The sequence below is a fragment of the Pseudomonas karstica genome, assembly GCF_009707515.1.
In the GTDB taxonomy this organism is placed as follows: domain Bacteria; phylum Pseudomonadota; class Gammaproteobacteria; order Pseudomonadales; family Pseudomonadaceae; genus Aquipseudomonas; species Aquipseudomonas karstica.
Genome location: NZ_WLYI01000002.1, coordinates 192,198 through 216,972 on the forward strand (window position 1 = coordinate 192,198; position 24,775 = coordinate 216,972).

Here is a 24,775-nt window from a genome sequence, read left to right on the forward strand (position 1 = left end):
CATGCCCGGTGCGGTCAGGAAAACTGCGCGAGAATCCAATCACGCAATCGACAGCAAGCTTCATCGTTGACCCGGTCTTCACGAAAGGTCAGGTAATGCTGGCTTTCCTGCAATACCACTTCCTGCTCCGCCGCACGCACCAATGAACCGTTGTCGATCAGGTTGGCCACCAGATGGTTCCAGCCCAGCGCAACACCTTGATGGGTCAGCACCATGCTGATTACCAGGTTGTAGTCATTGGCATTGAACACATGGGGGCTATCGTGGGGACGCTTTTCGATATCTACATCGTGATACGCCAGCCACACACCCCAGTCAACGTGCTCCGCCACCTGTGAACGACCGTAGGGGCTGAGGTTCAACAGCACCCCGTCGCGCAGGCCTTCCAGACTGGCAAGCTCCGGATGCTCGGCTTTGTACTTGGGTGTACAGACCGGATAAATCACATCATGGAACAGCGGATAACTGCGGTAGCCGTCCTGCACTCTGGCCATCTTGGTGATGAAGATATCCGGCGTCACGCCAGGCTCCATCGACAGAAAGTTCTGCGTCGTTACCAGGTTCAGGTCAATATCTGCGTTTTTGGTGAAAAAGCCCGGCAGCTTGGCGGCGAGCCACAGTGCCGAAAACGCCGGAGAACAGCAGAGAGTCAGCGTGCGTTTGCCGGCATTATTGGTACGGATGCGCTCAGCAGCCTGGGAAATATTGACGAAGGACAACTGGGCAGCATCAAAAAAAATCGAGCCCGCCTCCGTCAATTCGACGGCCCGCCCTACTCTTTTGAACAGGTCGACGCCGAGGTAGGCCTCAAGCTCTCGAATCTGCCGGCTGATGGCGGCCTGGGTCACGCACAACGCTTCGGCCGCACGCGTGAAACTCTGGTATTTAGCGGCGGCGACAAAGGACTTGACGGCTTTGAGGGACGGCATTTTCAGCAACGTCATGTCTGGATCAATGTGCTTAACCATAACGTGGAGTTTTCAATACCCGGTTTGAGGCCCCTGCACGGGCCATGGAGGATGAAGTCGACGCTGAGCTCGCGCCTGCTGCTGAGGCCAGAGAGTAGCTGAAAGTGTAGTGCCGCAACAGGTAAAACGCCGTTGAGCTTAGGCAAAGAATCGCCGGGCCGAGAAAATCATCCAGGTTGAATATCGATAACATAGCGTTATTGATTGGCCGGACGAAATGTTGTTAGACGCTGACCTTATTAGGTAATAACTTGATACCCAAGGTGCCGTTTAACTCAGCGTCGAAAAAAACAATAAATATCTAATAATAAAGAGGTTAGTCACTATGACTAATTCCCAAGCCTTCCCCGCAAGACTGCCCCCAGAAGCAACGTACTTACCGTACTTACTGATCAAGACTATTTAAGTTTCTTGATCTTACGCCGTAATTGCCGCAGGAGGGATTATGAGTCTTGGTGACGAGATACTCTCGGTAAAGAATATTTATAAAGTGTTTGGCCCACAGCCGAAACTGGCGATGAAAATGTTGGCCGACGGTGCTGATAAAAATGAAATTTTTAGCAAGACCGGTCAGGTAGTTGGCGTATTCGACGCAAGTTTCTCGGTAAATCGCGGGGAGATTTTCGTCATCATGGGCCTATCCGGTTCGGGAAAGTCGACCATGGTGCGGTTATTCAACCGATTGATCGAACCTACGTCCGGCACCATTCACCTCAACGGCCAGGAAATCACCGGTCTCTCGGACAAGGACCTACTGAGCGTTCGTCGTAAAGACATGAGCATGGTGTTCCAGTCCTTTGCACTGATGCCGCACATGAGCGTAATCAACAATGCTGCCTTCGGCCTGGAGATTTCCGGTGTCAACGAAGCCGAGCGCCGCAAGCGCGCGCTTGAAGCCTTGAAACAGGTGGGCCTTGAAGGCCACGCCTACAGCTTCCCTCACCAGCTCTCCGGCGGCATGCAGCAGCGTGTGGGCCTGGCCCGGGCGCTGGCCAACGACCCGTCCATCCTGTTGATGGACGAAGCCTTCTCCGCACTCGACCCGTTAATCCGCCACGAAATGCAAGGCGAGTTGATCCGCCTGCAAGCCGAACAACACCGCACCATCATCTTCATCTCCCATGACATTGAAGAGGCAATTCGAATCGGCCATCGCATCGCGATCATGGAGGGGGGCAAGGTAGTGCAGATCGGTACGCCGCAAGAGTTGCTGTGCTACCCGGCCAATGATTACGTCAAGGCGTTCTTCAAAGGCTTCGATGCTTCCAAGATCCTCAAGGCGGGTGATGTCGCCAGGATCTGTGCAGAACATCCGTATGCCGAGGATCGCTCAATCCCTACGCTGCTGGATGACGCTCCCCTGCAGGACGTCTTTCATATCGTCGCCAATGCCGTTAATCCGGTGGCGGTGCTGGATCACCAGGGTGTTTTCAAAGGCACGATTTCCAAGAGCCTCCTGCTCCAGACAATCAGTCGTCACTAAGCGTCTTACGCTTGCGATAAAAGCTCAGACATTCAGGTGATTAGCATGAACGAATTCAGTCTCCTCGACCCGTTTCAATCCTTCACTATTCCGTTAGGACAGTGGGTGGAAGTTGCGCTCAACTATTTGGTGCATAACTTTCGCGATATTTTTCGCTCGATCCGCTGGCCTATCGACCAAGTATTGAATGGCATCCAGTTTGGCTTGCTGTCTATTCCTCCTTCGATTTTTATCATTGCGGCCACCTTGTTTGGCTGGCAGGTGGGTGGCAGAAGAATCGGCATTCTGTGTTTTGTCACCCTAACGCTGCTGGGGCTGATCGGCGTATGGACCGACGCGATGACCACCCTCGCCCTAGTGCTCACTTCATTGTTTTTCTGCACGATTATCGGTGTGCCGCTGGGCGTATTGAGTGCCCGCAGCGACCGCCTGGAAATGCTCCTGCGCCCCGTACTGGACGCCATGCAAACCCTGCCCGCGTTCGTCTACCTGGTGCCGGTGGTGATGTTGTTTGGTATCGGCAACGTGCCTGGAGTACTGGTGACCATCATCTTCTCGGTGGCACCGCTGGTCAGGCTGACCAACCTGGGCATCCGCCAAGTGCCAGAGGACAAGATCGAGGCCGCCCGGGCGTTCGGCTGCACGCCGCGCCAGATGCTGATGCGCGTGCAACTGCCGCTGGCGGCACCGACGATCATGGCCGGTTTGAATCAGGCCTTGATGCTGTCCCTTTCCATGGTGGTGATTGCCTCGATGATTTCCGTCGGTGGGCTGGGGTTGATGGTATTGCGCGGGATCGGTCGTCTGGATATGGGCCTGGCCACCGTTGGCGGTGTCGGCCTGGTGCTGCTGGCCATCTTCCTCGACCGGCTGACCCAAGCCATGGGCGAGCGCAGCAACCGCGCTATCCGTGGTGAGCATTGGTACCAGGCCGGCCCGGTGGGTGTGCTGTACCGCCTGAAGAGAAAAGAGGGCATCAAGGAGACTCCCGTCAGCGCGAAAGAAAGTTGAACCGCGTAGCAGTCTGGATCATGCCCCCCGATGAATGCTGGCTCTATCCACCACGCAAGGTAGACGATAATGAATGCTAAAAAATGCGCACTGAAAGCCACCCTGATTCGTTCTGTGGCGCTCCTGGCGCTGGCGATTCCCCCGCTCTTCGCTTGCGCGGCTACAGCGCAACTCCCCGGTAAGGGCGTTGATATCACCCCGATTTTCCCGACGATTGCCGAGGAGCGTTTTCGCGGCGAGATCGCCATGGCCGGCCTCAAGGAGCTGGGATACGACGTACAGACGCCGAAGGAAACCGACTACCCCGCGATGCTGCTGGCACTGTCCTACGGCGACGCCGACTTCACCGTGCACGTGTGGGAAAACCTGCATGCATCGTTCTACGAGAAAGCCGGTGGTGACGATACGCTGGTGAAAACCGGCAACATCATGCCGGGTGTGTTACAGGGCTACATGATCGATAAAAAAACGGCTGATGCTTACCACATCACCTCGATCGAAGACTTGAAAAAGCCCGAGATCGCCAAGCTGTTCGACAGCAACGGTGATGGCAAGGCCGACATGACCGGTTGCAACCCCGGCTGGGGCTGTGAAGTGCTGGTTGAGCACCATATGAAAGCCTATGGCTTGGAAAAAACCGTCATGGATAACCGTGGCTCGTACTTTGCATTGATGGCCGACACCATTGCGCGCTATGAACAAGGCAAGCCAATCCTCTACTTCACCTGGGTGCCGCAGTGGATTTCCAGTGTGCTGGTCGAAGGTAAGGACGTCGTTTGGTTGAGCGTGCCACGTACGGATCTGCCCAGCGGTAAAAACGATGTGAACACCCTATACCAGGGCAAGAACCTGGGTTTCCCGGTGGATACGGTCAGGGCTGTGCTGAACAAGGAGTTCGCCGAAAAAATCCGGCGGCCGTAAAGTTCCTGTCTGAAATGCAGATCACCACCGACGATGAAAGTGCGCAAAACCTGAAAATGCACAAAGGCGAAAGCAGCCCCACCGACATCAAGCGCCATGCAGCCGAGTGGATTGTCGCGCACCGTGCAGCGTTCGACGGTTGGCTGACCGACGCCCGCACCGCACGGAAATAAACCCGGCCTTAACGCCGAGCACCGGTTGCCCAGTCCTGGGCAGCTATCGGCTTATTTCGCCCTTCTTCCTCCTGGAGTCGTGAAATGCAGTTGTATTCGTTCGTCCAGAATTTCAACTACAGCGACGCGCCGCTGCACACTCGCGAATTGGTCCAGACGTGCTTGCTGGACATCATTGGCGTTGCTGCGGGTTCGCGTAATAACCGAACAAGCGTCATCCTCAAGGACTTTGCCGACACCCACTACCCTGCCAATACACTCTCCAGCCGCCTGTGGTTTGACGGCCGTACGGTCCATCCGTTGGGCGCCGCATATGCCGGTGGTTTTTGTATCGACAGCCTGGATGCCCATGAAGGTCACTTCACCTCCAAGGGGCATGCAGGTGCGACGGTGGTACCGGCCATCGTCACCCTGGTGGATGCCTACCTGAGCCAAGGAAAGGACATCAGTGGCGAGGAACTGTTGAGTGCCCTGTGTATTGGCTACGAGACCGCATTACGTGCCGGCCAGGTATTGATGGCCACCGCACCGGAATATCACGCATCGGGGGCGTTCTCCGGAATTGGCGTGGTATGCGCGGGCGCACGTCTGCTGAAGCTGGATGAAGCCACCTTTCGCCACGCGTTGGGTATCGCAGAGTATTTTGGGCCCAGGTGCCCGATGATGCGTTTGGTCAACTTTCCTTCCATGTTGCGTGACGCCCATGGCGCTGGCGCATACAACGGGATCAACGCGCTGTTGATGGCGCAGATGGGCGTCACGGGCGCACCAGCCGCCACAGTCGAACCCCAGGAAGTCTCCAGGTTCTGGGACGATATCGGCACTCGTTGGGAAATCGACGAACAGTATTTCAAACCTTGGCCGGTGTGCCGTTGGGCGCAACCTGCCCTTACCGCCATGACCGCATTGATGCACCTACACCCGACCCTCAGCGCTGAGTCAGTCGAGACCATCGACGTCGAGACGTTTTATGAGTCTGTCTGCTTGCAAGGGCACTTTCCGAACAACGCCGACGAGGCACAATATGCCTTGGCGTTTCCATTGGCGGCGCTGATCGCCAGAGGAAAAGTCGGGCCTGACGAAGTGACCGGAGACACGATCCACGCACCGGATATCTTGCACATCAGCGCACAGATCACCTTGCGCGAAGGCGTGGATCTTTCGGCTCTATTCCCTGAGAAAATCCTCTCACGGGTAACGGTCACCTTGAAAGATGGCTCGCGCCTCACCAGCCCGACATCAACCGCCAAGGGCGACCCCGGCAATCCGATGTCGAGTGAAGAGCTCAGCGAAAAATACCATCTGCTGGCGGATGCAAGCCTGGGTGCGTCTCTGAGTGATGCAATCGAGCGCAGCGTCAACGCCCTCCCCGGCCGTGAAAACTGCCAGGCATTCTTTAATTTACTGCTGTCCCCCCCGAAAAATGGCACCTCACATCACGGATGATAGTTTAGTCGGCCCGTGCAGGAGCCAGAGGGAGTTCATGTCATTGGTATTCGAGAGCGTGCTTAAAGACAAAAACATGGGGTACGCCTGCACGCCGGCAAAACCCTTCAAACCGCAGGCTGTCACTTGCGTGGCCTTTGTGCTGTTAAACAATTTCTCGATGATGTCCTTCACGGGTGCTGTGGATGCGCTAGTGACGGCGAACTTGATCAGCGACTCACCGGCCTTCGAAATCATCACCGTGGGGCTCAAGAACCGCCTGGTCATGGGCGACCTGGGTATCGCGATTTCTGCAGACCTGGAACTCGCGCAACTCCCCGATCGGATCGATGTACTGATCGTGGCGGGTGGGTTGCGCGTGCGGCTGCTGAGCGACCTTCATTTGCGGCGCAAATTACGTAATGTCGCGTTTCTGGGGACGACCATGGGTAGCTTGTGGAATGGCGCGTTCTTTCTTGCTGAAGCGCAACTAATGAACGACGTCGAGTGCGCGGTACATCCCGATGGGCGCGCGATGATGACGGATATGTTCCCCACAGTGCGGGTGTCCAACCGTACCCACGTCATCGACAAAAATCGCATCACCTGTGCCGGGGCCAGCAGTTCGTTGCGCATGATGCTGGAACTGATCAAGGTCAAGAAAGATGCGTCACTGGCCCATGCGGTCGAGGAAATACTCGGCTGCGATCAAACCGCCGAAGTGTCCGGGACATCCACTGTACTCGTCGACACTAACCCCACCCTGCCGCAAACACTGAAACTGGCGTTGGAGCTGATGCAGAAGAACATCGAGGAACCTTTGTCGATTGATGAACTGGCCGATTGCGTGAAGATCTCCAGGCGCCAGCTGGAACGGCGTTTCTGCCGTTTTGTAGGCGCGTCGCCGACGCGCTACTACCTTGAGCTGCGCCTGACCCGGGCACGTCAGTTGATCCTGCAAAGCAATCGGGCGATCACAGATATCGCCATTGCCACCGGCTTTTGCAGCCTTGCCAACTTCCATATGCGCTTTCGCGCCTTCTTCGGCGTGGCACCAAGTAGCTACCGCGTCACCTATGAGCGCAGACGACGAAATACGCCATAGAAAAGTGCAAACTATATCTAAATATTATTGATATTTTCCTCCAGGCAAATACCGTTGCTCATTCCCCCCGCTGGCAAAAAAACGAGAATGACCTTTAATCCTACGGAACGTGACGACATGTGTACTTAAAAGGAGCAGATCATGGCTGGATGGTATGAGTTAACAAAAAGCAGCAACGGGCAGTTTCGTTTTGTCCTCAAGGCAGGCAATGCGGAAACTATTTTGACCAGCGAGCTTTACACCACCCGTAGCGCCGCTGAAAACGGCATCGCCTCGGTTCAGACCAATAGCCCGCTCAATGAGCGTTATGAGAAAAAAGTCGCCAAGAACGACCAGCCGTACTTCAACCTCAAGGCCGCCAACCATCAAGTGATCGGCAACAGCGAGCAGTACTCGTCGGAGGCTGCGCGGGACAAGGGTATCGAAAGCGTCAAGACCAACGGGCCTGCCACGACCATCAAAGACAAGACCTGAAGGCCCCCTCGAAAACACAAAAGCCCCGACATGCAAGCGCCGAGGCTTTTGTGGAGCAAGGGTTGTTGCTTAACCGGGTTCTACGCCCAAACCCCAGAATATTTTCAGCCAAAAACAAGCGTTTTTGATTGGTAGTCTGGGCAATGGGAGTTCCCCTGTGCCACCCGATATGAAGCAGGATGGTGCTGTATTTCAGTGGTCCCCGCCGGAACGAAAAAAGGACCCGAAGGCCCTGATTTCAATCGCTTACAGAACTCAATGAAACTCTGCAGCGCTTTTTTACTCCTGAAGCAGAAAAAGACTCAACTCTGGATTGTTATTGGGACGTTTCAAGAGCAAAAAAACCGAGTTCCAAGGCAGGCTATTGGGTTCTGCCCATAGCCACTCAACGCCGCCTGCAATGCGGTTACCGGACGGGCCAAAACCGATGCTATCTAAGCTAGCCGTTTCTGAATTTGATCATCAAAGGTCTCTAGAAATTCGTGCATGCTGATTTCTCCGAGATCTACAGCTTTAGCGCCGCCGGCCGCAATAAAAGTAACGTCGGTGATGCCCAGGACGTTCAGGATCAGTTTCAAATATTGGGTCGCAATGTCACGGTCTCTAATCGACGAGCCGCTGGTGTATACCCCTCCCGAGGCGAGCAGCACGGTGGCCTTTTTACCGGTCACCAGCCCTTTACCATCAAAGCCCAAGGTCAAGCCTTTACGTACCACATGATCCACCCAAGCCTTGAGCGCCGCAGGGACATTATAATTGTAGACCGGCGTTGAAATAACCAGGTGGTCGGTTTCCAGCAGCTCAGCCACCAGCTCATCGGACAGCTGTAACATGGCTTTCATTTCAGGCGAATGTTGGGTACCTGGAGTGAAGTAAGCCTGTAACCAGAGGGCTGTCACGAACGCAAGAGGAGTGTGCGCTAGATCCCGTATCTTGATAGCACCCCCAGGGTGTACAGCTTCCCACGCTGCCACGAATCTGCGAGTGAGCTGCCGGGAGATTGAAGCGTCCCCACGTGGGCTGGTTTCAATGGTAAGAAGTCTGGACATGGAAGTAACTCCTGCACGGTCACGCCGCGGTGTGTTTTGCGTTGTCGCTTCAGGCGATGTGCGACACACTCTACCCAACGCGATCTCTATGCAGGAGTGATGTAAATATGATCGAGTCCATCTATATAAGTGATGGGTCGTGATCGGGAATCTCAGTTTGGATCAGTTGCGCATTCTTGTGACCATTGCTGATACAGGCAGCTTTTCGGCAACGGGACGTCACCTGCGGCGTGCCCAATCTGCGATTAGCCAGTCGATCGCCACACTTGAGTCAGTTCAAGGCGTGACTCTGTTTGATCGCAGCGGCCATCGTCCAACGCTGACCGAAGTAGGTCGGGTGCTAGTGGTTCAAGCACGCGCGGTGCTAGCAAGCGCGGCCCAGTTTGAAGCAATGGCAGCAAGCACGGTAGCAGGGGTCGAACCGGAACTGGCACTCGCTATAGACCCTTTAGTCCCCAGTGCGCCGCTTATCGAGAGCCTGCGCGCTATACGTGAAGCTTTTCCACATCTGGCGGTGAGTTTCTCTACGGAAGGCTTGGGTGGCGCAGAACGCCGATTGCGCAACGGCGATGCCGCATTGGCGCTTTGTGCGTTGATTCCGACAGTGCCCGACGATGTCATCGCACTGCCGCTGCTCAGCGTCAGGCTGAGGCCAGTAGTAGCCAGCGGGCATCCCTTGGCCAAGTTAGGCCGCCAGGTCACGGTTGCTGACCTCAAGCCTTACGTGCAACTGGTACTCTCCGATCCGGTTTCTCCCGGCGGCCCAAGCTATGGAGTGATGGGCAGTCACCAGTGGCGGTTTGTAGATTTGGCACGGCGGCTGGATTTTTTGCTCGCAGGGTTCGGTTGGTGCCGAATGCCAGAGCATCTTATTGCGGATCATCTGGCTTCAGGACGCCTCTTGCCGCTTGAGTTAACCGCCGAACTTCAGAGCACACCAGACTCACTTCCGATCTACGCAGCTCACATGCAAAATCGCTCTTTAGGGAAAGCCGGTCGATGGCTTCTGAATGATCTGACTCGTCGTCTTTGTATGTGATGATGCGAAGACAATCAACCGGGGGCAGTTCACCGCCAGGGCGGTGCTTGTTGTATCGCTATCACTTGATCCGAAGGGGTGTCAGGCACGACTCGGTCGTAGCCATTCGGTCCATAACCCTCAATGTGCCGGGCCAAATCGGACCACAAATCGTCGGTGGTATGATCTGAGCGTTTATATTTCGCCAAGAGAGTGCCCATGGATCGCTTGTCCACGTTGTTGTCGCAGTTCGGAGTGCGCGCAAACCTGTTTTACAGTGGCAAACTGTGCGGCTTGGCGTCCTACGATGGCGCTGAACGGCGTGGTTATATCCATCTGCTCCAGGCTGGTAGCGTCACTTTATTGGGGCCCGATCGCAAGGACGTGCTGCTGACCCGCCCCAGCCTGATTTTTATGCCACGTCCCAACCGGCATCAACTGTTTGCTGATGAGTCCGAGAGCGCTCAACTGTTGTGTGCATCAGTGGAGTTTGAGGGCGGGGTAGATAACCCGTTGTCGGCTTCGTTACCCGATTGTCTGGTGCTGTCTCTGGATGAGCTGCCAATGTTGGCCGATACCCTGAAATGGATGTTCGGCGAGGCGGCAGGCGGACATTGTGGCAGGGAGGCCGCGCTGAATTGCTTGTTCGAATTATTGATCATTTTGTTGTTTCGGCACCTGCTCGACCATCACCAGTTGCGTACCGGAATGATGGCTGGATTGGCCGACTTGCGGCTGGCGCGATCTCTTGTACAGATTCACAACGCACCTCACCGTGCCTGGTCGATCGCGGAACTGGCGAGCGAGTCGAACATGTCGCGTGCAGCCTATGCGGCGCATTTTCGGGCGGTTATCGGGCAAACACCTGCTGATTATCTGTTGAGTTGGCGTATCAGCCTGGCGCAGAAACGTCTACGTGAAGGACGGTCGATTACGTTGATTGCCGCCGAAGTCGGTTATGAAAGCCCTTCGGCACTTGCACGCGCGTTTCGACGCAAGACGGGCTATAGCCCTCGGGACTGGATGAAAGATCTGTCAGGAGAATATGACAGGGCAATGGCCTGAGAGCATCGAACTGCTTCAGGCCATTCCAAGAGGACAACCATCGGTTTAACGGCTTTCCAATTCGGTCAAAGAATGACCGGCCACAAATATCGAAGCGGCAAGCAACCCCAAGTCTTTAAGAAGAAACTGACCCGGCGCAACCGAAATGGCTGGAAAACCGAGGCTGGGCTCAATCACGCCTGGGGTTGAGAACATAAAGCTTAAGGTTGTGAAGAACAATCCGGCAGACAGCGCACCACCAATCAATGAGAGCTTTGGTGACAGCAAGCGTCCTGCAATCAGAACACCGATCGAAACCTCCAGCACGCCGAGCAGGCTGGAGAAGGTATCGACACTGAAAATGCCATAAACCCAACCCAGGAAAGGGCTATTGCTCACCAGCGGAACCAGTCCGACTGCTTCGTAGTGGGTGAACTTCATACCGCCGAACCAGAAGTAAATGACGGTAAGTGCAAAGTAAGCACCGTAGGTGCCTATTGCCATGGTTTTGACCCCGAGCGTTGAATGGTTTTGTACGCTGGCTCTCTGGTTCTTGATACTTAAGGTTTTCATGATCACGGCTTCCAAGAGTGTAGTGAGGGGCGCTAATCAGCAACCTAACGCGGTGTGCGCTGGGAGTGGAGACAGTGTTGCCTTTAACTCCACGCTCGTGGCTTCCGAACGTATTGCGTTCAGTGCAGATCGTCTTGACTCATTGCAGCTCTTTAAAACTGTGCTGGGGAGTGATTTGGCCAGTTGCTCACTGCCTCTACGAACATTCAGAAACGCCTCGTACTGATCAACTCATCAAGCACCCGAGTGACAACACGAAACGGCACCGACATGTGATCCTCGCCCGGTTCGACCTGGAAGTCGCTACGTAGCCCATACTGCGACAAATCCTGCAGCCGCAATTGCAAGGCACGGGCATCCTGGATTTCCTGGACCATATCGCGCTCGCCCATCAATAGCGTCAGACTGCTGTGTGTCAGATCCACCTGCCCGGCGCGCGCCTGTTTGCTGAAAACACGTTCAGACTCCAACAGGTAGCGATCACGCCACCACAGGCTCGGGCTCACCGCCACTACATGCTGGAACAGCGTCGGCCGAGTGAACAGCGTATAAACACCAAACATGCCGCCAAAAGAATGCCCCACCAAACTGCGCTGATCCTGGTCGACCTTGAAACGCTCATTCACCCTCGGCATCAGGCGCTTTTCGATGAAGTCGAGGAACAGATCCTGCCCACCTTGTGGCGGATCGTTGCGCTCCTGCGGCACAGGTGGTGACAAGTCGAACGCTCGGCGCACGAAGTCCAGCGGCGTATCGCTCGGGTAGCCGATAGCCACCAGAATCGAACCACGCAGCCGATCCTGCGCCCGCTTGGCTGCATGGAAGGCCGGGAAATAGGCGTTGCCGTCAAGCAGATAGATCACAGGATATCCGCCGGTGTAAGGCACATCACCCTCAGGCAGGCTGATCATGATGCGGTACTCACGGCCCTCCGCGCTTTTCATCGTCCACTGCTCGGTACCATCCAGGGTCACCGACTCTGCGTGGGCAGCCGAGAAGCCAAGCAGCAACGTGGCGCCCAGCCACATGAACAAAGTACGAATCATCATCTCTCTCCTCACCAGCGATAGCTCAGACTCGTGACGACACTGCGCGCCTCACCCCGGTAGCAATAGCCTTCCTGGCAATTGATGTAGCGCTTGTCGGACAAGTTACGGGCGTTCAGGGCCAGGCGTACACCGTCCAGGCCGCTACCGAAGTCGTAATGCACACCAGCATCGATAAGGGTGTAATCCTCGTTCTTCAGGGTATTTGCGGCGTTACCATAGTTACTGCCGGTGTAGCGCGCGCCGCCGGACAACCCCAGCCCCATGGGCAGGCGGTAATCCAGCCAGAGCGAAGCCAGGTGACGCGGCACATTCATCGGGGCCTTGCCTTCATTGCCGTCATTACTGCGGGTGACTTCAGGATCATTGAAGCTGTAGCTCGCCGTCATCCGCAGGCGTTCACTCAGGTCGGAAACAGCCTCCAGCTCCAGGCCACGGGATACCTGCTCGCCGGTCTGTATGCTGTTGAGGGGATTGGACAGGTCACGGGTCCGTACGTTGGTTTGCGTCAGGTGGTATAGCGAGGCCGTCAGCATCGTGCTGGTGCCAGGCGGCTGGTACTTGAGCCCCACTTCGTATTGCTCGCCCTTGGTCGGCTTGTAGGGTTCGCCGCTGGCGTTGGTGCCACTCTCGGGCAGGAACGACGTCGCGTAACTGGCGTAAGGTGCCAGGCCGTTGTCGAACAGGTAGAGCACGCCGAGCTGTCCGGTGGTCGCCGAATCACTCGTCTTGGTATTGTTGCCGCCCAAGTTGTCGGATCGGCGAACCTTGACCCAGTCACGGCGTAGCCCGGCTGACAGGCGCCATTGGTCGAGCTCGATCTGATCCTGCAAGTACAGGCCGCTGCGATGCTCCAACCCGTCTTCGTCAGCCAGAGGGGTTGTGGGACGATCAACGGGCTGGTGATAGTTCGGCGCGTTGCGATCGATTGACGGTGCGTCGCCCATGGCATACAACAGTGACGTGTCGATCCACGCATAGTCCATTCCGGTGACCAGGGTGTGTTGCAGGTCCCCGGTGGCGAAGCGGCTCACCAGGCGCGTATCGGTCGACAGCGATGACATGTCTTCGTAGACACCTATCGCCGAGCGGTTGAGGGTATGACCATCGCCGGAGTCGCTGGGCTGGAGGTATTGGTTGGTGGTGTCCACCTGACCGTAGCGCAGGTTCTGCTGCACGCTGAAGGTATCGTTGAACGCGTGTTCGAACTCATAACCGAGCGTCCACTGGCGTTGTTCGAGCTTGTCAAAGTACTCGTCACCCTGCCAGAAGTTGGTGAGGTGGTCGCCCTCCTGATACAGCATCGGCGAAGCGCCAGTCTCACGCTCCTGATACTGAGCAAGCACTGTCAGGCGGGTGTCGGGATCAATCTGCCAACTCAGCGAAGGCGCCAGCAGGCGAGTATCGTTGTTCAGTTGTTCGATATAATTCTCTGCATCGCGGTACACGCCAACCGTACGGAACAGCACATCCCCCGCCTCATCCAGGTGCCCACCCACATCGAACTGCGCCTGTTGGTGGTTGTAGTTGCCGGACTGCACCTGCACTTCATTTTTCGCCAATAGGCTCGGACGCTTGCTCACCCGATTGACCATGCCGCCTGGGCTGATCTGCCCATAAAGAACCGATGCCGGCCCCTTGAGCACTTCAATGCGCTCCAAATTATAGGCCTCGGTGGAGTACAAGGACAGCCAGCCACTGCCGGGCTGGCGCAGGCCATCGAGAAAGTCGGCACCGATGGTGGTCTCGAAACCACGGACACTGATCATGTCGAAGCGTGGGTCCAGCCCTGAGCTGCCCACCCGCACACCCGCGCTGTATGCGACGGCATCTTCGACCCTGTCGACCTTGCGGTCAGCGATCTGCTCGGCCGTTACCACACTGATGCTCTGAGGCGTTTCCAGGATCGGCTTGTCCGTCTTGGTGGCGCTGCTGGCATTGCTGGCGAAATAGCCCTCCACTGGCGCGAACGCACTCTGAACCGCGGTGGCATTGATGTTGGTGGGTGCGAGTTGATAGCTTGAGTCGGTCTTGCCGGGCAGCACCACATAGCCGGACGAGGTCTTTTGCGCGACCAGGCCGCTACCGGCAAGCAGCTTCGCCAGGCCTTCTTCCAGCGAGCCACCGCCCGGCTGGCCTGGGCTGCTCAGACCGCGCACCGCTTGCGGGGAGTACGACAAGGTGATATTGGCTTGCTCGGCGAAGGTGCTGAGCGCCTGCTGCAGCGACCCGGCGGGGATACTCGGGGCCGTTTGCCCAGTCGCCGGCGATGCCGCCTGAATCGGCAGACTCACCGCCCCACCAAGCAAGGTCAACGCCAGACAAACGGCCCTTGGTAGAGTACGGGGTCGGAACGGGGCAGAGGTACGCAAAGGCTGTCTGGCAAGGAACATGATGGTATCCATTGAGGAAGTGATCATTCCTAACCGGACGAACCGCAAAAGTCCGACAACTTATTTTACGCCAACGGCATGATGCGTACCCACCAGCGGGTGCGCTCGACGATGTGTACCGGCAGCAGATGAGTGATGTTGCGCAGCATGACCGCCGGCTCATCCAGGTGGAAAACCCCGGACAGGCGCAAATCGGCCACCGTGTTATCACAGCCCAACCAGCCCTGACGATAACGTCCAGCCTCAGCCAGGAAGTCGACCAGGCGGATATCGTTGACCACCAACAGGCCGCGGGTCCAGGCGAAGGGATCGAGCGCCCTCTTGCCCAACACCGTCATCTGCGTTGGGTGAATGCCCAGCCCATTACCCGCTTGCAGACGGCGCTGCCCGAACGTAGTGGAAATCAACACTTCACCGCGCTCGACGTGGATTTCGCTGTAGCCATCACGCTCGCGCAGCACCGCCCTCGCCTGCCTGCCCTCACACTCACCAAAACGGCAGCGCACACGCCAGCCGGCGCCATCCACCAGCACCTCGCCAGTACGCAGCACCCACTCGCGCCCCAGTACGTCCACTGCACTGCCTGTATTTAGCATCAGCTCGGCGCCAGCGCCCAAATCAACCCGACGACGCTCGCCGGTGGTCGTGGCAAAGTCGCTACGCCAGGCGGGCGGCGCTGTCGTGACCAGCAACGTTGCACTGCCTGCCGCCAGGCCAAGGCCGAGTAACTTCAGCGTGCGTCGACGGCTTAGATCAGCCTCGGCACGTCGCAACAGGGGGATGGTTCGTGCGGCATCGGGCAACTGACTGACCTGGAACAACCCGCCTACCTGCTGCAAGCGTTGCCAGGCCAGCTCATGTCGGGCGTCGTGGCACCGCCAGTCGTGCAACTGCCTATGCAGCTCGGCATTGCTGGCATTGGCCCGCAAGCGCATCTGCCACTCAATGGCCGTGCGTATGATTTCCTCCGGTAGCCGCTCGGCAGTCGCACTCACTGCGACCCCTCAAAACACACTCGATAGCAATGCAACAGGGCGCTCGCCACATGACGCTCCACGGTACGGCTGGAAACGCCCAGCGTCTGAGCCACCTGTGCATGGCTCATGTCACCGAGCTGATACAGCAAAAAGGCTTCGCGCACTGCCGGCTTGAGCCCCTCAAGCAACTGCGCGATGCGCTCCAGGCATTGCAGCGCCTCATGACGAACCTCAGGTGATGGATGGCTAGCCTCGGGCAACTGCGCCAGTGCCTCAAGATAGGCTCGCTCCAACGCATCGCGACGCCAGTGGTCGATCACCAAGCCGCGGGCAATACGCACCAGCAGCGCACGCGGAGCACGAGCGCTGATTGGCTGACCGCGCACCAACAAACGCACAAAGGTGTCCTGGACTAAATCCGCCGCTTGCTGCGAGCACCCCAACGAGCGCCACAACCAGCCCTGCAGCCAGCCGCGCTGGGTGCCATACAAAATATCGAGAGAAACGATCGAATCCGTTTCATGGAGCGACATGGAACGCCTCTGGCAGACAAACACGGAAAACGCCATGAATGGACATGACGGACGCGCGCACGATAAACGCGAATCGTTCCTATTACAACCTTTTCGACTGCACTCCTCGACCGCTCATCCAGGGTTTGTGCTAAAGGGCACCGACAGAACCAGGCGTTGCCCCCTCTCCTTGACCGCCACCGTGGTCGTTGAAAGCGACACAGCGAAGTTCTTCTGCGTCATGCATCTTCCTCAAGGCAGATGTTTTTCTATGGGTGATTGCGGTGATATTTTTTGCCTTTGCCATCCTTTCAAGCCTTGCGCTCAAACACCTTGAGCGGCGCTAAAGGCAACGCTGAGGCATTTCTCAGGCACAAAAAAAAACCACTCATTGAGTGGCTTTTTTCTGAATCTTGGAGCGGGAAACGAGACTCGCATCTAGCGTCCGACCCATTAAAATCTAAGGGGTTTATTTTCTTGCCTAAGCAGGAAAAGACTTAATTCTGGACTTGTTTTTGAGGTGCATCAAGAGCCCATTACGCGCTGCATCCAACCAATTACCTAACGCTTTGACCGAGGTATCCAACTGTCAAGCCGCTTCGCCTCGGCCTAGGGAGCCGGTCCAGCCCGACGTCAGCCCCTGTGTCTGCAGGAGTGGCGCCATCAAATTCATGCCCTCGAAGGACGATCTGTCAGCGGCATAAAAAACCGGGCTGTACTCTGACAGCCACTCATCAAGTGGCATCCAGTTGTCGTGTGCAGACTCAACCTCAAGAGAGGCTCCGGGAGTAGCATATGTAATCATTCTTACCACACCGAGGTGGAAACACATCGTAAGCGTTCCGGCAATACATCTCGCGGCCCATTACCAAGTGTTACGGTGTTCACAGTCTGAAGCACAGCGCCTCGGCCAATTTCCGATCAATAAAATCGACCCATAGCAGACACTTAACGTCTCATTTAAGACGTGCGGGATTGCATGTATGGTGCCAGTGCTTACGGCAATTCATGCGCATTCCCGCACTTTCGGGCTCTGCTAAAAGCTCCACTCCTCAGCCCGAACTAGCTGGCAGAACGGCCCATCAAGAGTTGCATTGTGATGAGCAACGATGTCCTCAGCTTTCATCACTGGCGTGTCTGAACAGGTATGGCCTTCGGCGATGAGTACCGCATCGAAGCCAAGATCACGAGCAGCACGGCAGGTGCTGTCGACGCAGTATTGAGTTTTCATCCCAGTGACTACCACACCGGTAGCGCCACAAGAGCGCAAACTGTCAGCTAGGTCGGTCATTTCAAAAGCATTGGGGCGCCGTTTTTCGAACACCACTTCTCCACCCAGCAGCTTCAGTTCCTGTGCAACCATCGTGAGCGGGCTGCCTGGTTCGATTGGAGATCCAGCGGGCCCGATGTGGCGCGCGAGAAAAATCGGAGCGCCTGCGCTGCGTGCTTTATCCATCAGGGTATTCAGTGTTTCCAACAACTCTTCGCCGCGCCATAGTTTTTCCGGGCCGTGAACTAGCCCGACTTGGATATCGAGTATCAACAGGGCGTACATGGGTGCATCTCCTTGCGTTTGAGCCAGCGACACAAGGGCATAAAAAAGGCCCTGTCCATCGCTGGCGGGCCTTTGAAGTTCGTCTGCTATTGGCTCACGAAACCTCGCACGCTCCGCTTTCAGCGGTCGTGGTGGTGGTAGTCGAGGTGAGGCAATAGGTAGTCATGGATCGACACTAGCAATATTGCAGCGAGCTGACAAGCCAGGATCCTAGAGTGAGTGCTTTTGGCGGATAGGTTAGTATAAATTTACGGAAATCAGGTCTTGTGTAACTTAGGCGGGCTGCCAGTTATGCGGCAGCAACTGGTCTATTTCACTCGCCCGCTGCGTCGGAAGGCGCGTGAGAACATCCTTCAGGTAAATATACGGATCATGCCCGTTGAGACGCGCCGATTGGATCAAACTCATGATCGCCGCCGCACGTTTTCCGCTGCGTAACGACCCTGCGAAGAGCCAGTTCTTGCGTCCAAGAGCCCAAGGTCGTATCTGGTTCTCGGCCCAATTGTTGTCAATGGGTACGGCGCCGTCATCAAGGTAGCGCGACAGCGCTGCCCAGCGTTTCAGGCTGTAATCCAGCGCTCTGCTGATAGCCGAACCTTCGGACACCAGGTCGCGCTGTGCGATCATCCAGGCATGCAGCGCATCCATTACCTGTACGGATTTCTCTTGCCGTATTAGGCGCCGTAAATCCGGCTTCAGATCGCGAACTTCGCTCTCGATTTCGTAAAGCAATTGGATGTAGCGCAAGGCCTGTTCGGCCAGCGTGCTCTTGTTGGTGGCATGCAGTTCGAAGAACTTGCGCCGCGCATGGGCCATGCAACCGATCTCGGTCACACCGAGTTCGAAACTGGCCTTGTAGCCACCAAAATCATCACACACCAGCTTGCCCTTCCAGTCTTGCAGGAAGTTGCGAGCATGCTCTCCGGCGCGGCTGGGGCTGAAATCGTAAACGACAGCCGCTGTTTCGCAGAACTGACTGGTGGCGTAGGCCCAAACATAGGAACGGTGGGTTTTCTTCGAGCCTGGAGCGAGCATCTGCACCGGTGTTTCATCGGCGTGGACGACCTGCTGCCCGAGCACTACGTCGCGCAGAGCATCGACCAGAGGCTGCAACTGCACGCCAGTTACGCCAACCCATTGAGCCAACGTTGAACGTGGAATCGCCAAGCCCGCTCGACCGAAAATCGATTCCTGGCGGTAAAGCGGAAGATGGTCGGCAAACTTGGCGATCATGACGTGGGCAAGTAGTCCGGCAGTCGGGATGCCCTTGTCGATGATCTGTGCCGGAACCGGTGCCTGGATCAGCTTTTCGCAGTCATCGCAGACCCATTTGCCACGCACGTGGCGTTCAACGGTAAACACGCCAGGCGTGTAGTCCAGCTTCTCGCTGAAGTCCTCACCGATGCGTTTTAGTGCGCAGCCACAGGGGCAGTGAGTGTTGTCAGGTTCGTGATGGATCAAAGTGCGTGGAAATTCGGCTGGTAACGCAGTGCGCTTGGGCTTTTGTTTTTTCTCGGTCGCCGCTGGCACTGTTTGCAAGGCCTGAAGCTCTGCTTCAATCGCTGCGATATCGGTATCGATCAGGTCATCGAGCAAACTGGCCTGCTCAGGATTCATCTGCTCGCTGCGCTTGGCAAACTTCAAGCGCTTGAGCTGCGCGATCTCGAAGGTCAGTTTCTCGATGACTGTTTGATCACGGTTGATTTTCTTGCCCATCGTGTCGACTTGCAACAGCAACTGCGCTGCCAAAGCACGCAGTTGGTCGGGGGACATTTGGTCGAGATTGGACGAAGAAGTCATGCTCCGGATTTTGCCAGAGCAGGCGCTTCGCGGCGATAGACCGATAGGCTAATGGCAGCCGTCAAAGCAGTGTGATCGAGCCTCCAGAACCTGCGCGTTGCCATGGCAGACCCAGCACCAATGCCTGGAGTTGCTCGGTATCCAGTTCCACTTCAGAGCCATGGCGAATGCCAGGCCAGTGAAACTTGCCTTGGTTCAACCGGCGCGCCGCCAGCCATATTCCGAAGCCGTCATGCACCAGCACTTTCATGCGATTGGCGCGGCGGTTGGCGAACAGATAAGCATTGTGCGGCTTCGCCGCACCGAACACCGCAACCACCTTGGCTAACGCCGTTTCGGTACCCGCGCGCATGTCCATCGGCTCAGTGGCGAGCCAGATGGAGTCGATGCGAATCATCGCAGAAGGTCTCTAAGAAAGGTCGCGCAGGCAGCAGCATTTTCAGTGGGCCAGTTCACTTTGGCGGTGCCTCGCGGGTGCTGTATTTCAACGCAAATATTCGATGATGATGAGTGGGGTGTTGCCCCGGCCAGCGGCACGGGTAACGGAATAAATGCAGGTTGCAGCGCTGTGCTTTTCTGCGCTTGCAGGCGAATCCATTTGTGGACGAGGTTTGCATTGAGGCTATGGTTGAGCGCGATGCTGGCAATCGAAGCGCCGGGATCGGCACACTCTTGAATGACCTGGGCTTTGAAGGACTTGGAATAGGAACGGCGTGTTGGCTGCATGAAATACCCGCTTAAAAGGCTAGAACTGGTGCCCACTTAAATTTAAGTGCACACCATGTCTTGGCTTTGTGGGGCTGGGTAGATGACTTGGCCGGACGCATACAACACATCTCCACAGCACCATCGAGGTGTGCAACGGAAAAAGCCATGCGCCCCACGCCAGGCTCGACCTGAAAGCCCAATAGCTCCCATTCAGCCAGCCGGGAGTAACAGTCACGACCTTGGGGCGCAGCACGATATCGAAGCCTGGGGTTAGTTTTGAACCCTTGTCACGGCCAGTTGGCTGCAATGACCACATTGGGCAGGCAGAGTAACTTGGTAGCAATTCGCACCTGATCCAGCTGCGTTGCAGTGATGGGAGCATCGCCGGAAATCCGCGTATTTAACGTTTGAATCCACTCGACGAAGTCTGGAGTGGAGAGGCGCTGATTACTCCTAATACGCGAGCTACTACTCGCTCCCACCGTTTCACGAATGTGCCCGTTATGTAGTGCATCCCACGCTTAGCAGCGATAACCAGCAGGCTAAGAATGAGTGGGCCTAGAGGATGAATTTATTTCCTCTCAATTAAAAGGTCACGGATGCCAGCTACCGCAGCTTGAACTTCCAACGCATACCAGGCAGAGCCTACGCACCATTTCAAGTAGGCGCCAGCGAACGAGGTCGTCTGAAATAAGCGCTTGGACTATCGAAATATTGTCCACTAAGAACTTCCCTTTTCGAGCTAGGCAGGCATCATCATTGTTGATACTGTCGAAAAATTCATGTGCAGAACTGTAGTTATAATCGGGAGTTTTGCGACGAATAAAGAGAGCGGATGACGATGGAAAATCCGCTTGGTATTGGCCCACATAACGGCAAAGGGTTTGATTTGATGATGTCTGGAAACATGACGCTGCAAGCGTTCTATCGCGCCTACCTAGACTGCCTGAATCGCCAAGATTGGGATGCGCTAGGGCGGTATGTTGCCGACGATGCCAAACACAATGGCCGACCGTTTGGGCTGTCAGGCTACCGCTCGATGCTGATCAAGGATTTCGAGGATATTCCCGATCTACGTTTCGTCATCGATCGTCTGGCGTGTGACTCGCCGCTTATTGCTGTGAGGCTATTGTTCAATTGCTCACCAAAAGGATACTTCCTTGGCCTGAAGATCAACGGTCGGCGCATTTCCTTCGCAGAGAACGTGTTTTACGAGGTAAAGGATGGCAAGATTGCCGATGTGCTCTCCGTCATCGATAAAACCGCCATCGAAGATCAGATCACTTGAGACGTGTTTGTCGCGTAACTCATGAATTTGCCGCCAGATCGCCGACACTGAAAAATCAGGGGAAAGTCTGGCGCAAAAGCCGTGACATTCAGGGGACTTTTGCGACATCTGACGGCCGCTTCATTGCCAACCAATCCGAAAGCTGCCCGACCGGTATCCACCCCGTTTCTTCCATTTCCTATCCGCCAAATAACGCGATCAGCCAGGACTCGACTTTGTCTGAGCTGTTGCCGCTGACCGAAAACTGCCCCAGTAAAGGCTGGGTCAGTTTTCAATCAGCGCCAACAATCTAAGACCGCTTTCGTTCCATCCTTGTCCCCAGCATGTCGATTGGACGCTTCGAACCAAGCCCACGAACCGGCGAGCTCATCCATCCAGCAGCAGCAGCGGCGACGTCGTTCTCGAACAGGGAAACCGCTTCCTCACAAACAGTTATCAATGCAATCAGCCGGTCGCTTTCTAGGGTGTTTAACCGTCCTACTTTCGCCCTACGCGCCATCGTTGCGGGTGACATGCAAATAGCCTCGGAGATCACCTTCCGCTGCACCTACAGAAGGCTCGCTATTCGGTCGAGGAACTCAAAAGGCAGTCCTTCGTGAATTAGGTCATGAAGCCTGGTACCGCGTGACGGCAGCCCGAGGGTCATCCAAATACGCTGTGAAATCTGGGGCTCTGGTTGGTATTCCATGATCGTTGACAGAACTTTCTCCTCCATCTACGAATCCTACAACTAAGCCGGGCCTGCGGCCCGAACCACCGACTTCTCCATTGCCCTCTGCGTAGGTCTATCAGACACAGCACAACGTGATTTCGATGGGTAGCGTAATCATCCGAGCTCAGGCGTCTTCGTGACTCCCACGAACGGGTATGCACCGCTTTGCTCCTTCAGCCTTTCCATCTCGCGAGCCTCCTCTCGAGTCAAGGTCACGGTAACTAACACGTGGCAACGCTGCTCCAAAAAGACCTGCCTACCAGCTTCAGTTTTCAAATCGAAGCCAGTAACTGGTGAACGGAAGAATAAATGCTTCGCAAGTATCGACTGCTTGCTCATCACATCACTCGGGTTGCTCCACTGCCCTCCTTCCTTTAGCTTGAGACGAGACTGCCGGGATTGCCTGTGCTGAACAAGTCGTTTGCGCAGGTTGCCGCTGATGCCTACCTTCAGCATCCCGCCTTCATCGGTCACGATTTCATATAGCCCTGGTGCTGCAGGGACGGTGGCTTCGATCTCGGAGAATCGAATTCTAAAACTCTGTTCAATCACTTTGAGACTCCCAATGGCCCCTACTGCATAAATCAAAGCACAGCTGGACGATTGGCCTCATTCTAAGGCACGGAGGTGTCTACAAAACTAGGGGCTATTCACTCAAATCAACCGCGCAGCCACCAGGATATCCGCCACTGCCTGGAAGGTGTTGTCTGGCACCGGGTCCCCCGGCACTGCCCGTCGGGCGATTTCCTTGGCGAGGGTGGTATCAAGGCTATGAGCGATCCCCAGGCCCGTGGCCTGCGCGAGCATCTGCGCCGCCTCCCCGGGTTCGGCCTTGCACACGACCACCGGCACCGGAGTTTCACCGCGCACGTATCGTATACCCACCACCCAGCCACCGGCGGAGCCGAGCATCAACGATGCACGGTTCACGCCCAGCTTGGTGGCCAGGGCTTGCATTTCGCGGCGCTGGCGCTGGCGCTCTTGCTTGATCATCGGGTCGCCGTCGCTGTCCTTGCGTTCGCGCTTCTGTTCGCTGCGGGTCATTTTCATATCTCGGCCGAACAACCAGCGTTGCATCAGCACGTCTGCCGCGCCGACGAGCAAGAAGGCTGACAGTACCGTGAATACCAGAGGCTTAAGCACCAGATAGAAGGTCGATTCGATGCAGCCAGCGCCGCAGCGCGATGACTCCATCAGCGCCTGTAATGCCATGCGCCCGACCACGTAAAATGCCAGGCCCAGGAGTACGACTTTGACCACACCCTTTAGGAATTCGACGAAGCTGCGCATCGAAAAAATGCGTTTGAAGCCTTCGGCCGGGTTGATGCGTTTGATGTCTGGCTTGATGGGTTCGACCGAAAACACCACGCCACGCATGGTGATGATGTTGGTCAGGATCACCGTCCCCACGGTCACGGCCACTATCGGCAGGGTGAGGTTGATCAGCAATTGCTCGGCGGTGCCCAGCACCCGTGGCCAGACGCTGTGGAAGGGTTCGATATAGATCAGCGCGATCAGGTCCAGCAACGCAGTGATCTGTGCCTGGGCCCTGGGCACCATGATCGAGATGCACAGCGTGCAGAACAGGATGACCATGCCCGAGACCAGATCCTGACTCTTCGACACCTGGCCTTTCTTGCGCGCCTCGCGCAGCTTCTTGTCCGTTGCCGGCTGTGATTTTTCTTCGCTGCTATCGCTCATCGGTGCTTCGCACGATAAAGGGGGTCATGCCGAGCCTGCCAGGGTCTTGAGAATCTCCACGATGCCGCGAAATTCGCCGAGTTGGTCGATCATCACCGGGATCAGGAAACTGATGTAGACCACCATCAAGATACTGAAGAACAGATTCTTCACCGGCAACGACAGGTCGAAGATGTGTAGGTTGGGCGCCATGCGCGACAGATAGGCGAGCATCAGGTCGGTCACCAGCATGCAGATGATCAGCGGCCCGACCATGATCACGCCTATGCGCATCACCTGGTCAAGGATCTGCAGCACCGCCATCAGCGCCGAACTGGCGAACAACGGGGTGAACGCGGTAACCGGCCATAAAAGGTAGCTGTGGTAATAGCCGTCGACCATCATTATGAAACCGCTGGACATGAAGAACAGGGCGATCAGCATCACCGTCAGCAAAGTGGCCATGACACTGGACTCGCCCGATGACAACGGGTCAACCAGTTGGGCCATGGTCGAGCCACGCTGCAGGTCGACCAATTCGCCAGCCACCTCGGCGGCCCAAAACGGAATGCCGAACAGCAGGCCGATGAGGATGCCGATCAGGAATTCCTTGACCAGCAAACCCGCCAGGAAAAACCCACCATGTTCTGGCAATGCCGTGAAAGCGCCGTACACCGGAACGAACATGGGGATGGCAATGGACACCGCGACGCAGCTGCGAATCATGCCGGTCAGGCCCAGACGGTTGAAGGCCGGGGTAATCACCACCACGCCCATGGCGCGGCTGGCGGACAGCGCCGCCGAGCTGATGACTGGGTAGGCGACTTCGATGAACTGGTTGGCAAGTTCTATATTCATGC

Annotated in this window: 23 protein-coding genes and 1 pseudogene; 9 read left to right on the plus strand and 15 right to left on the minus strand. The window is 56.2% G+C overall.

Features of this window, described 5'->3' with window-relative positions; all coding sequences use genetic code 11:
* Positions 1 to 14: 14 nt before the first annotated feature.
* On the minus strand, positions 15 to 968 hold the full coding sequence (locus GIR22_RS02340; protein WP_178122044.1) for a LysR family transcriptional regulator: 954 nt from the start codon (positions 966 to 968) through the stop codon (positions 15 to 17).
* A gap of 445 nt (positions 969 to 1,413) precedes the next feature.
* On the opposite strand from GIR22_RS02340, the gene GIR22_RS02345 reads away from it, so the two are divergent.
* The 6 genes and pseudogenes from GIR22_RS02345 (at position 1,414) to GIR22_RS02370 (ending at position 7,560) form a co-directional block, all read left to right on the plus strand.
* Positions 1,414 to 2,451: a quaternary amine ABC transporter ATP-binding protein gene (locus GIR22_RS02345; protein ID WP_154741737.1), complete on the plus strand. Its 1,038-nt coding sequence runs from the start codon at positions 1,414 to 1,416 to the stop codon at positions 2,449 to 2,451.
* 45 nt (positions 2,452 to 2,496) lie between these two features.
* On the plus strand, positions 2,497 to 3,462 hold the full coding sequence (gene proW, locus GIR22_RS02350) for a glycine betaine/L-proline ABC transporter permease ProW (protein ID WP_154741738.1): 966 nt from the start codon (positions 2,497 to 2,499) through the stop codon (positions 3,460 to 3,462).
* A 69-nt stretch (positions 3,463 to 3,531) separates the two neighbouring features.
* Positions 3,532 to 4,556 (plus strand): annotated as a pseudogene (proX, locus tag GIR22_RS02355) (glycine betaine/L-proline ABC transporter substrate-binding protein ProX).
* An 84-nt stretch (positions 4,557 to 4,640) separates the two neighbouring features.
* Positions 4,641 to 6,002 carry an MmgE/PrpD family protein gene (locus tag GIR22_RS02360; RefSeq protein WP_154741739.1) on the plus strand — a complete coding sequence of 454 codons (1,362 nt, stop codon included), beginning with the start codon at positions 4,641 to 4,643 and terminating at the stop codon, positions 6,000 to 6,002.
* Between the two features lie 37 nt (positions 6,003 to 6,039).
* Complete coding sequence (locus tag GIR22_RS02365; protein ID WP_154741740.1) at positions 6,040 to 7,086, plus strand: GlxA family transcriptional regulator; 1,047 nt, start codon at positions 6,040 to 6,042, stop codon at positions 7,084 to 7,086.
* 141 nt (positions 7,087 to 7,227) lie between these two features.
* Positions 7,228 to 7,560: a YegP family protein gene (locus tag GIR22_RS02370; protein ID WP_154741741.1), complete on the plus strand. Its 333-nt coding sequence runs from the start codon at positions 7,228 to 7,230 to the stop codon at positions 7,558 to 7,560.
* Between the two features lie 434 nt (positions 7,561 to 7,994).
* On the opposite strand, the gene GIR22_RS02375 is transcribed toward GIR22_RS02370, so the two are convergent.
* Positions 7,995 to 8,609: an FMN-dependent NADH-azoreductase gene (locus GIR22_RS02375; RefSeq protein ID WP_154741742.1), complete on the minus strand. Its 615-nt coding sequence runs from the start codon at positions 8,607 to 8,609 to the stop codon at positions 7,995 to 7,997.
* A 157-nt stretch (positions 8,610 to 8,766) separates the two neighbouring features.
* Between GIR22_RS02375 and GIR22_RS02380 the strand changes: the two genes are divergently transcribed.
* Both GIR22_RS02380 and GIR22_RS02385 read left to right on the plus strand, forming a co-directional pair.
* The gene (locus tag GIR22_RS02380) at positions 8,767 to 9,648 is read left to right on the plus strand and encodes a LysR family transcriptional regulator (protein ID WP_154741743.1); all 882 of its coding nucleotides are present in this window, start codon (positions 8,767 to 8,769) and stop codon (positions 9,646 to 9,648) included.
* A gap of 198 nt (positions 9,649 to 9,846) precedes the next feature.
* Positions 9,847 to 10,692: a helix-turn-helix transcriptional regulator gene (locus GIR22_RS02385; protein ID WP_154741744.1), complete on the plus strand. Its 846-nt coding sequence runs from the start codon at positions 9,847 to 9,849 to the stop codon at positions 10,690 to 10,692.
* Between the two features lie 45 nt (positions 10,693 to 10,737).
* Here the strand turns inward: GIR22_RS02385 and GIR22_RS02390 are convergent, their stop codons facing one another.
* The 9 genes from GIR22_RS02390 to tnpA all read right to left on the minus strand — a co-directional run bounded on the left by GIR22_RS02390 (position 10,738) and on the right by tnpA (position 20,253).
* Positions 10,738 to 11,244: a YkgB family protein gene (locus GIR22_RS02390; protein ID WP_154741745.1), complete on the minus strand. Its 507-nt coding sequence runs from the start codon at positions 11,242 to 11,244 to the stop codon at positions 10,738 to 10,740.
* Positions 11,245 to 11,450: 206 nt separating this feature from the next.
* Entirely contained in the window at positions 11,451 to 12,290 is an 840-nt protein-coding gene (locus GIR22_RS02395) for an alpha/beta hydrolase (RefSeq protein WP_154741746.1), read from the minus strand.
* Positions 12,291 to 12,301: 11 nt separating this feature from the next.
* On the minus strand, positions 12,302 to 14,584 hold the full coding sequence (locus GIR22_RS02400) for a TonB-dependent siderophore receptor (protein WP_343039628.1): 2,283 nt from the start codon (positions 14,582 to 14,584) through the stop codon (positions 12,302 to 12,304).
* A gap of 164 nt (positions 14,585 to 14,748) precedes the next feature.
* Positions 14,749 to 15,678 carry a DUF4880 domain-containing protein gene (locus GIR22_RS02405; RefSeq protein WP_178122046.1) on the minus strand — a complete coding sequence of 310 codons (930 nt, stop codon included), beginning with the start codon at positions 15,676 to 15,678 and terminating at the stop codon, positions 14,749 to 14,751.
* Positions 15,675 to 16,193 carry a sigma-70 family RNA polymerase sigma factor gene (locus GIR22_RS02410; RefSeq protein WP_154741748.1) on the minus strand — a complete coding sequence of 173 codons (519 nt, stop codon included), beginning with the start codon at positions 16,191 to 16,193 and terminating at the stop codon, positions 15,675 to 15,677. The genes GIR22_RS02405 and GIR22_RS02410 overlap by 4 nt, the downstream gene beginning before the upstream one ends.
* Positions 16,194 to 17,208: 1,015 nt before the next feature.
* Entirely contained in the window at positions 17,209 to 17,727 is a 519-nt protein-coding gene (locus GIR22_RS02415) for a cysteine hydrolase family protein (protein WP_154741749.1), read from the minus strand.
* Positions 17,728 to 18,000: 273 nt separating this feature from the next.
* Positions 18,001 to 19,527, minus strand: a complete 1,527-nt coding sequence (gene tnpC, locus GIR22_RS02420) for an IS66 family transposase (RefSeq protein WP_154741750.1) — start codon at positions 19,525 to 19,527, stop codon at positions 18,001 to 18,003.
* Between the two features lie 61 nt (positions 19,528 to 19,588).
* Complete coding sequence (gene tnpB / locus GIR22_RS02425) at positions 19,589 to 19,924, minus strand: IS66 family insertion sequence element accessory protein TnpB (protein WP_154741751.1); 336 nt, start codon at positions 19,922 to 19,924, stop codon at positions 19,589 to 19,591.
* Positions 19,921 to 20,253, minus strand: coding sequence for an IS66-like element accessory protein TnpA (gene tnpA, locus GIR22_RS02430; RefSeq protein ID WP_154741752.1), 333 nt, complete (start codon positions 20,251 to 20,253; stop codon positions 19,921 to 19,923). The genes tnpB and tnpA overlap by 4 nt, the downstream gene beginning before the upstream one ends.
* Before the next feature lie 817 nt (positions 20,254 to 21,070).
* Here tnpA and GIR22_RS02435 point away from each other — a divergent pair.
* Complete coding sequence (locus GIR22_RS02435; RefSeq protein ID WP_377665227.1) at positions 21,071 to 21,523, plus strand: ester cyclase; 453 nt, start codon at positions 21,071 to 21,073, stop codon at positions 21,521 to 21,523.
* Positions 21,524 to 21,812: 289 nt separating this feature from the next.
* Here the strand turns inward: GIR22_RS02435 and GIR22_RS26220 are convergent, their stop codons facing one another.
* The 4 genes from GIR22_RS26220 to sctT all read right to left on the minus strand — a co-directional run bounded on the left by GIR22_RS26220 (position 21,813) and on the right by sctT (position 24,773).
* Positions 21,813 to 22,037, minus strand: a complete 225-nt coding sequence (locus tag GIR22_RS26220) for an antitoxin Xre/MbcA/ParS toxin-binding domain-containing protein (protein WP_425502930.1) — start codon at positions 22,035 to 22,037, stop codon at positions 21,813 to 21,815.
* A gap of 312 nt (positions 22,038 to 22,349) precedes the next feature.
* On the minus strand, positions 22,350 to 22,787 hold the full coding sequence (locus GIR22_RS02445; RefSeq protein WP_246207745.1) for a GIY-YIG nuclease family protein: 438 nt from the start codon (positions 22,785 to 22,787) through the stop codon (positions 22,350 to 22,352).
* Positions 22,788 to 22,889: 102 nt separating this feature from the next.
* Complete coding sequence (locus tag GIR22_RS02450) at positions 22,890 to 23,936, minus strand: EscU/YscU/HrcU family type III secretion system export apparatus switch protein (RefSeq protein WP_154741754.1); 1,047 nt, start codon at positions 23,934 to 23,936, stop codon at positions 22,890 to 22,892.
* A gap of 24 nt (positions 23,937 to 23,960) precedes the next feature.
* Positions 23,961 to 24,773: a type III secretion system export apparatus subunit SctT gene (gene sctT / locus GIR22_RS02455; protein WP_154741755.1), complete on the minus strand. Its 813-nt coding sequence runs from the start codon at positions 24,771 to 24,773 to the stop codon at positions 23,961 to 23,963.
* Positions 24,774 to 24,775 lie beyond the last annotated feature (2 nt).

Coding starts and splice junctions, on each gene's coding strand:
- GIR22_RS02390 (WP_154741745.1), bottom strand. CDS start 11,244: ATGAAAACCTTAAGTATCAAGAACCAGAGAGCCAGCGTACAAAACCAT.
- GIR22_RS02375 (WP_154741742.1), bottom strand. CDS start 8,609: ATGTCCAGACTTCTTACCATTGAAACCAGCCCACGTGGGGACGCTTCA.
- GIR22_RS02360 (WP_154741739.1), top strand. CDS start 4,641: ATGCAGTTGTATTCGTTCGTCCAGAATTTCAACTACAGCGACGCGCCG.
- GIR22_RS02415 (WP_154741749.1), bottom strand. CDS start 17,727: ATGTACGCCCTGTTGATACTCGATATCCAAGTCGGGCTAGTTCACGGC.
- GIR22_RS02365 (WP_154741740.1), top strand. CDS start 6,040: ATGTCATTGGTATTCGAGAGCGTGCTTAAAGACAAAAACATGGGGTAC.
- GIR22_RS02450 (WP_154741754.1), bottom strand. CDS start 23,936: ATGAGCGATAGCAGCGAAGAAAAATCACAGCCGGCAACGGACAAGAAG.
- GIR22_RS02370 (WP_154741741.1), top strand. CDS start 7,228: ATGGCTGGATGGTATGAGTTAACAAAAAGCAGCAACGGGCAGTTTCGT.
- GIR22_RS26220 (WP_425502930.1), bottom strand. CDS start 22,037: ATGTCACCCGCAACGATGGCGCGTAGGGCGAAAGTAGGACGGTTAAAC.
- GIR22_RS02345 (WP_154741737.1), top strand. CDS start 1,414: ATGAGTCTTGGTGACGAGATACTCTCGGTAAAGAATATTTATAAAGTG.
- GIR22_RS02410 (WP_154741748.1), bottom strand. CDS start 16,193: ATGTCGCTCCATGAAACGGATTCGATCGTTTCTCTCGATATTTTGTAT.
- tnpB (WP_154741751.1), bottom strand. CDS start 19,924: ATGATTCGCATCGACTCCATCTGGCTCGCCACTGAGCCGATGGACATG.
- GIR22_RS02340 (WP_178122044.1), bottom strand. CDS start 968: ATGGTTAAGCACATTGATCCAGACATGACGTTGCTGAAAATGCCGTCC.
- proW (WP_154741738.1), top strand. CDS start 2,497: ATGAACGAATTCAGTCTCCTCGACCCGTTTCAATCCTTCACTATTCCG.
- sctT (WP_154741755.1), bottom strand. CDS start 24,773: ATGAATATAGAACTTGCCAACCAGTTCATCGAAGTCGCCTACCCAGTC.
- tnpA (WP_154741752.1), bottom strand. CDS start 20,253: ATGCAGCCAACACGCCGTTCCTATTCCAAGTCCTTCAAAGCCCAGGTC.
- GIR22_RS02385 (WP_154741744.1), top strand. CDS start 9,847: ATGGATCGCTTGTCCACGTTGTTGTCGCAGTTCGGAGTGCGCGCAAAC.
- GIR22_RS02395 (WP_154741746.1), bottom strand. CDS start 12,290: ATGATTCGTACTTTGTTCATGTGGCTGGGCGCCACGTTGCTGCTTGGC.
- GIR22_RS02435 (WP_377665227.1), top strand. CDS start 21,071: ATGACGATGGAAAATCCGCTTGGTATTGGCCCACATAACGGCAAAGGG.
- tnpC (WP_154741750.1), bottom strand. CDS start 19,527: ATGACTTCTTCGTCCAATCTCGACCAAATGTCCCCCGACCAACTGCGT.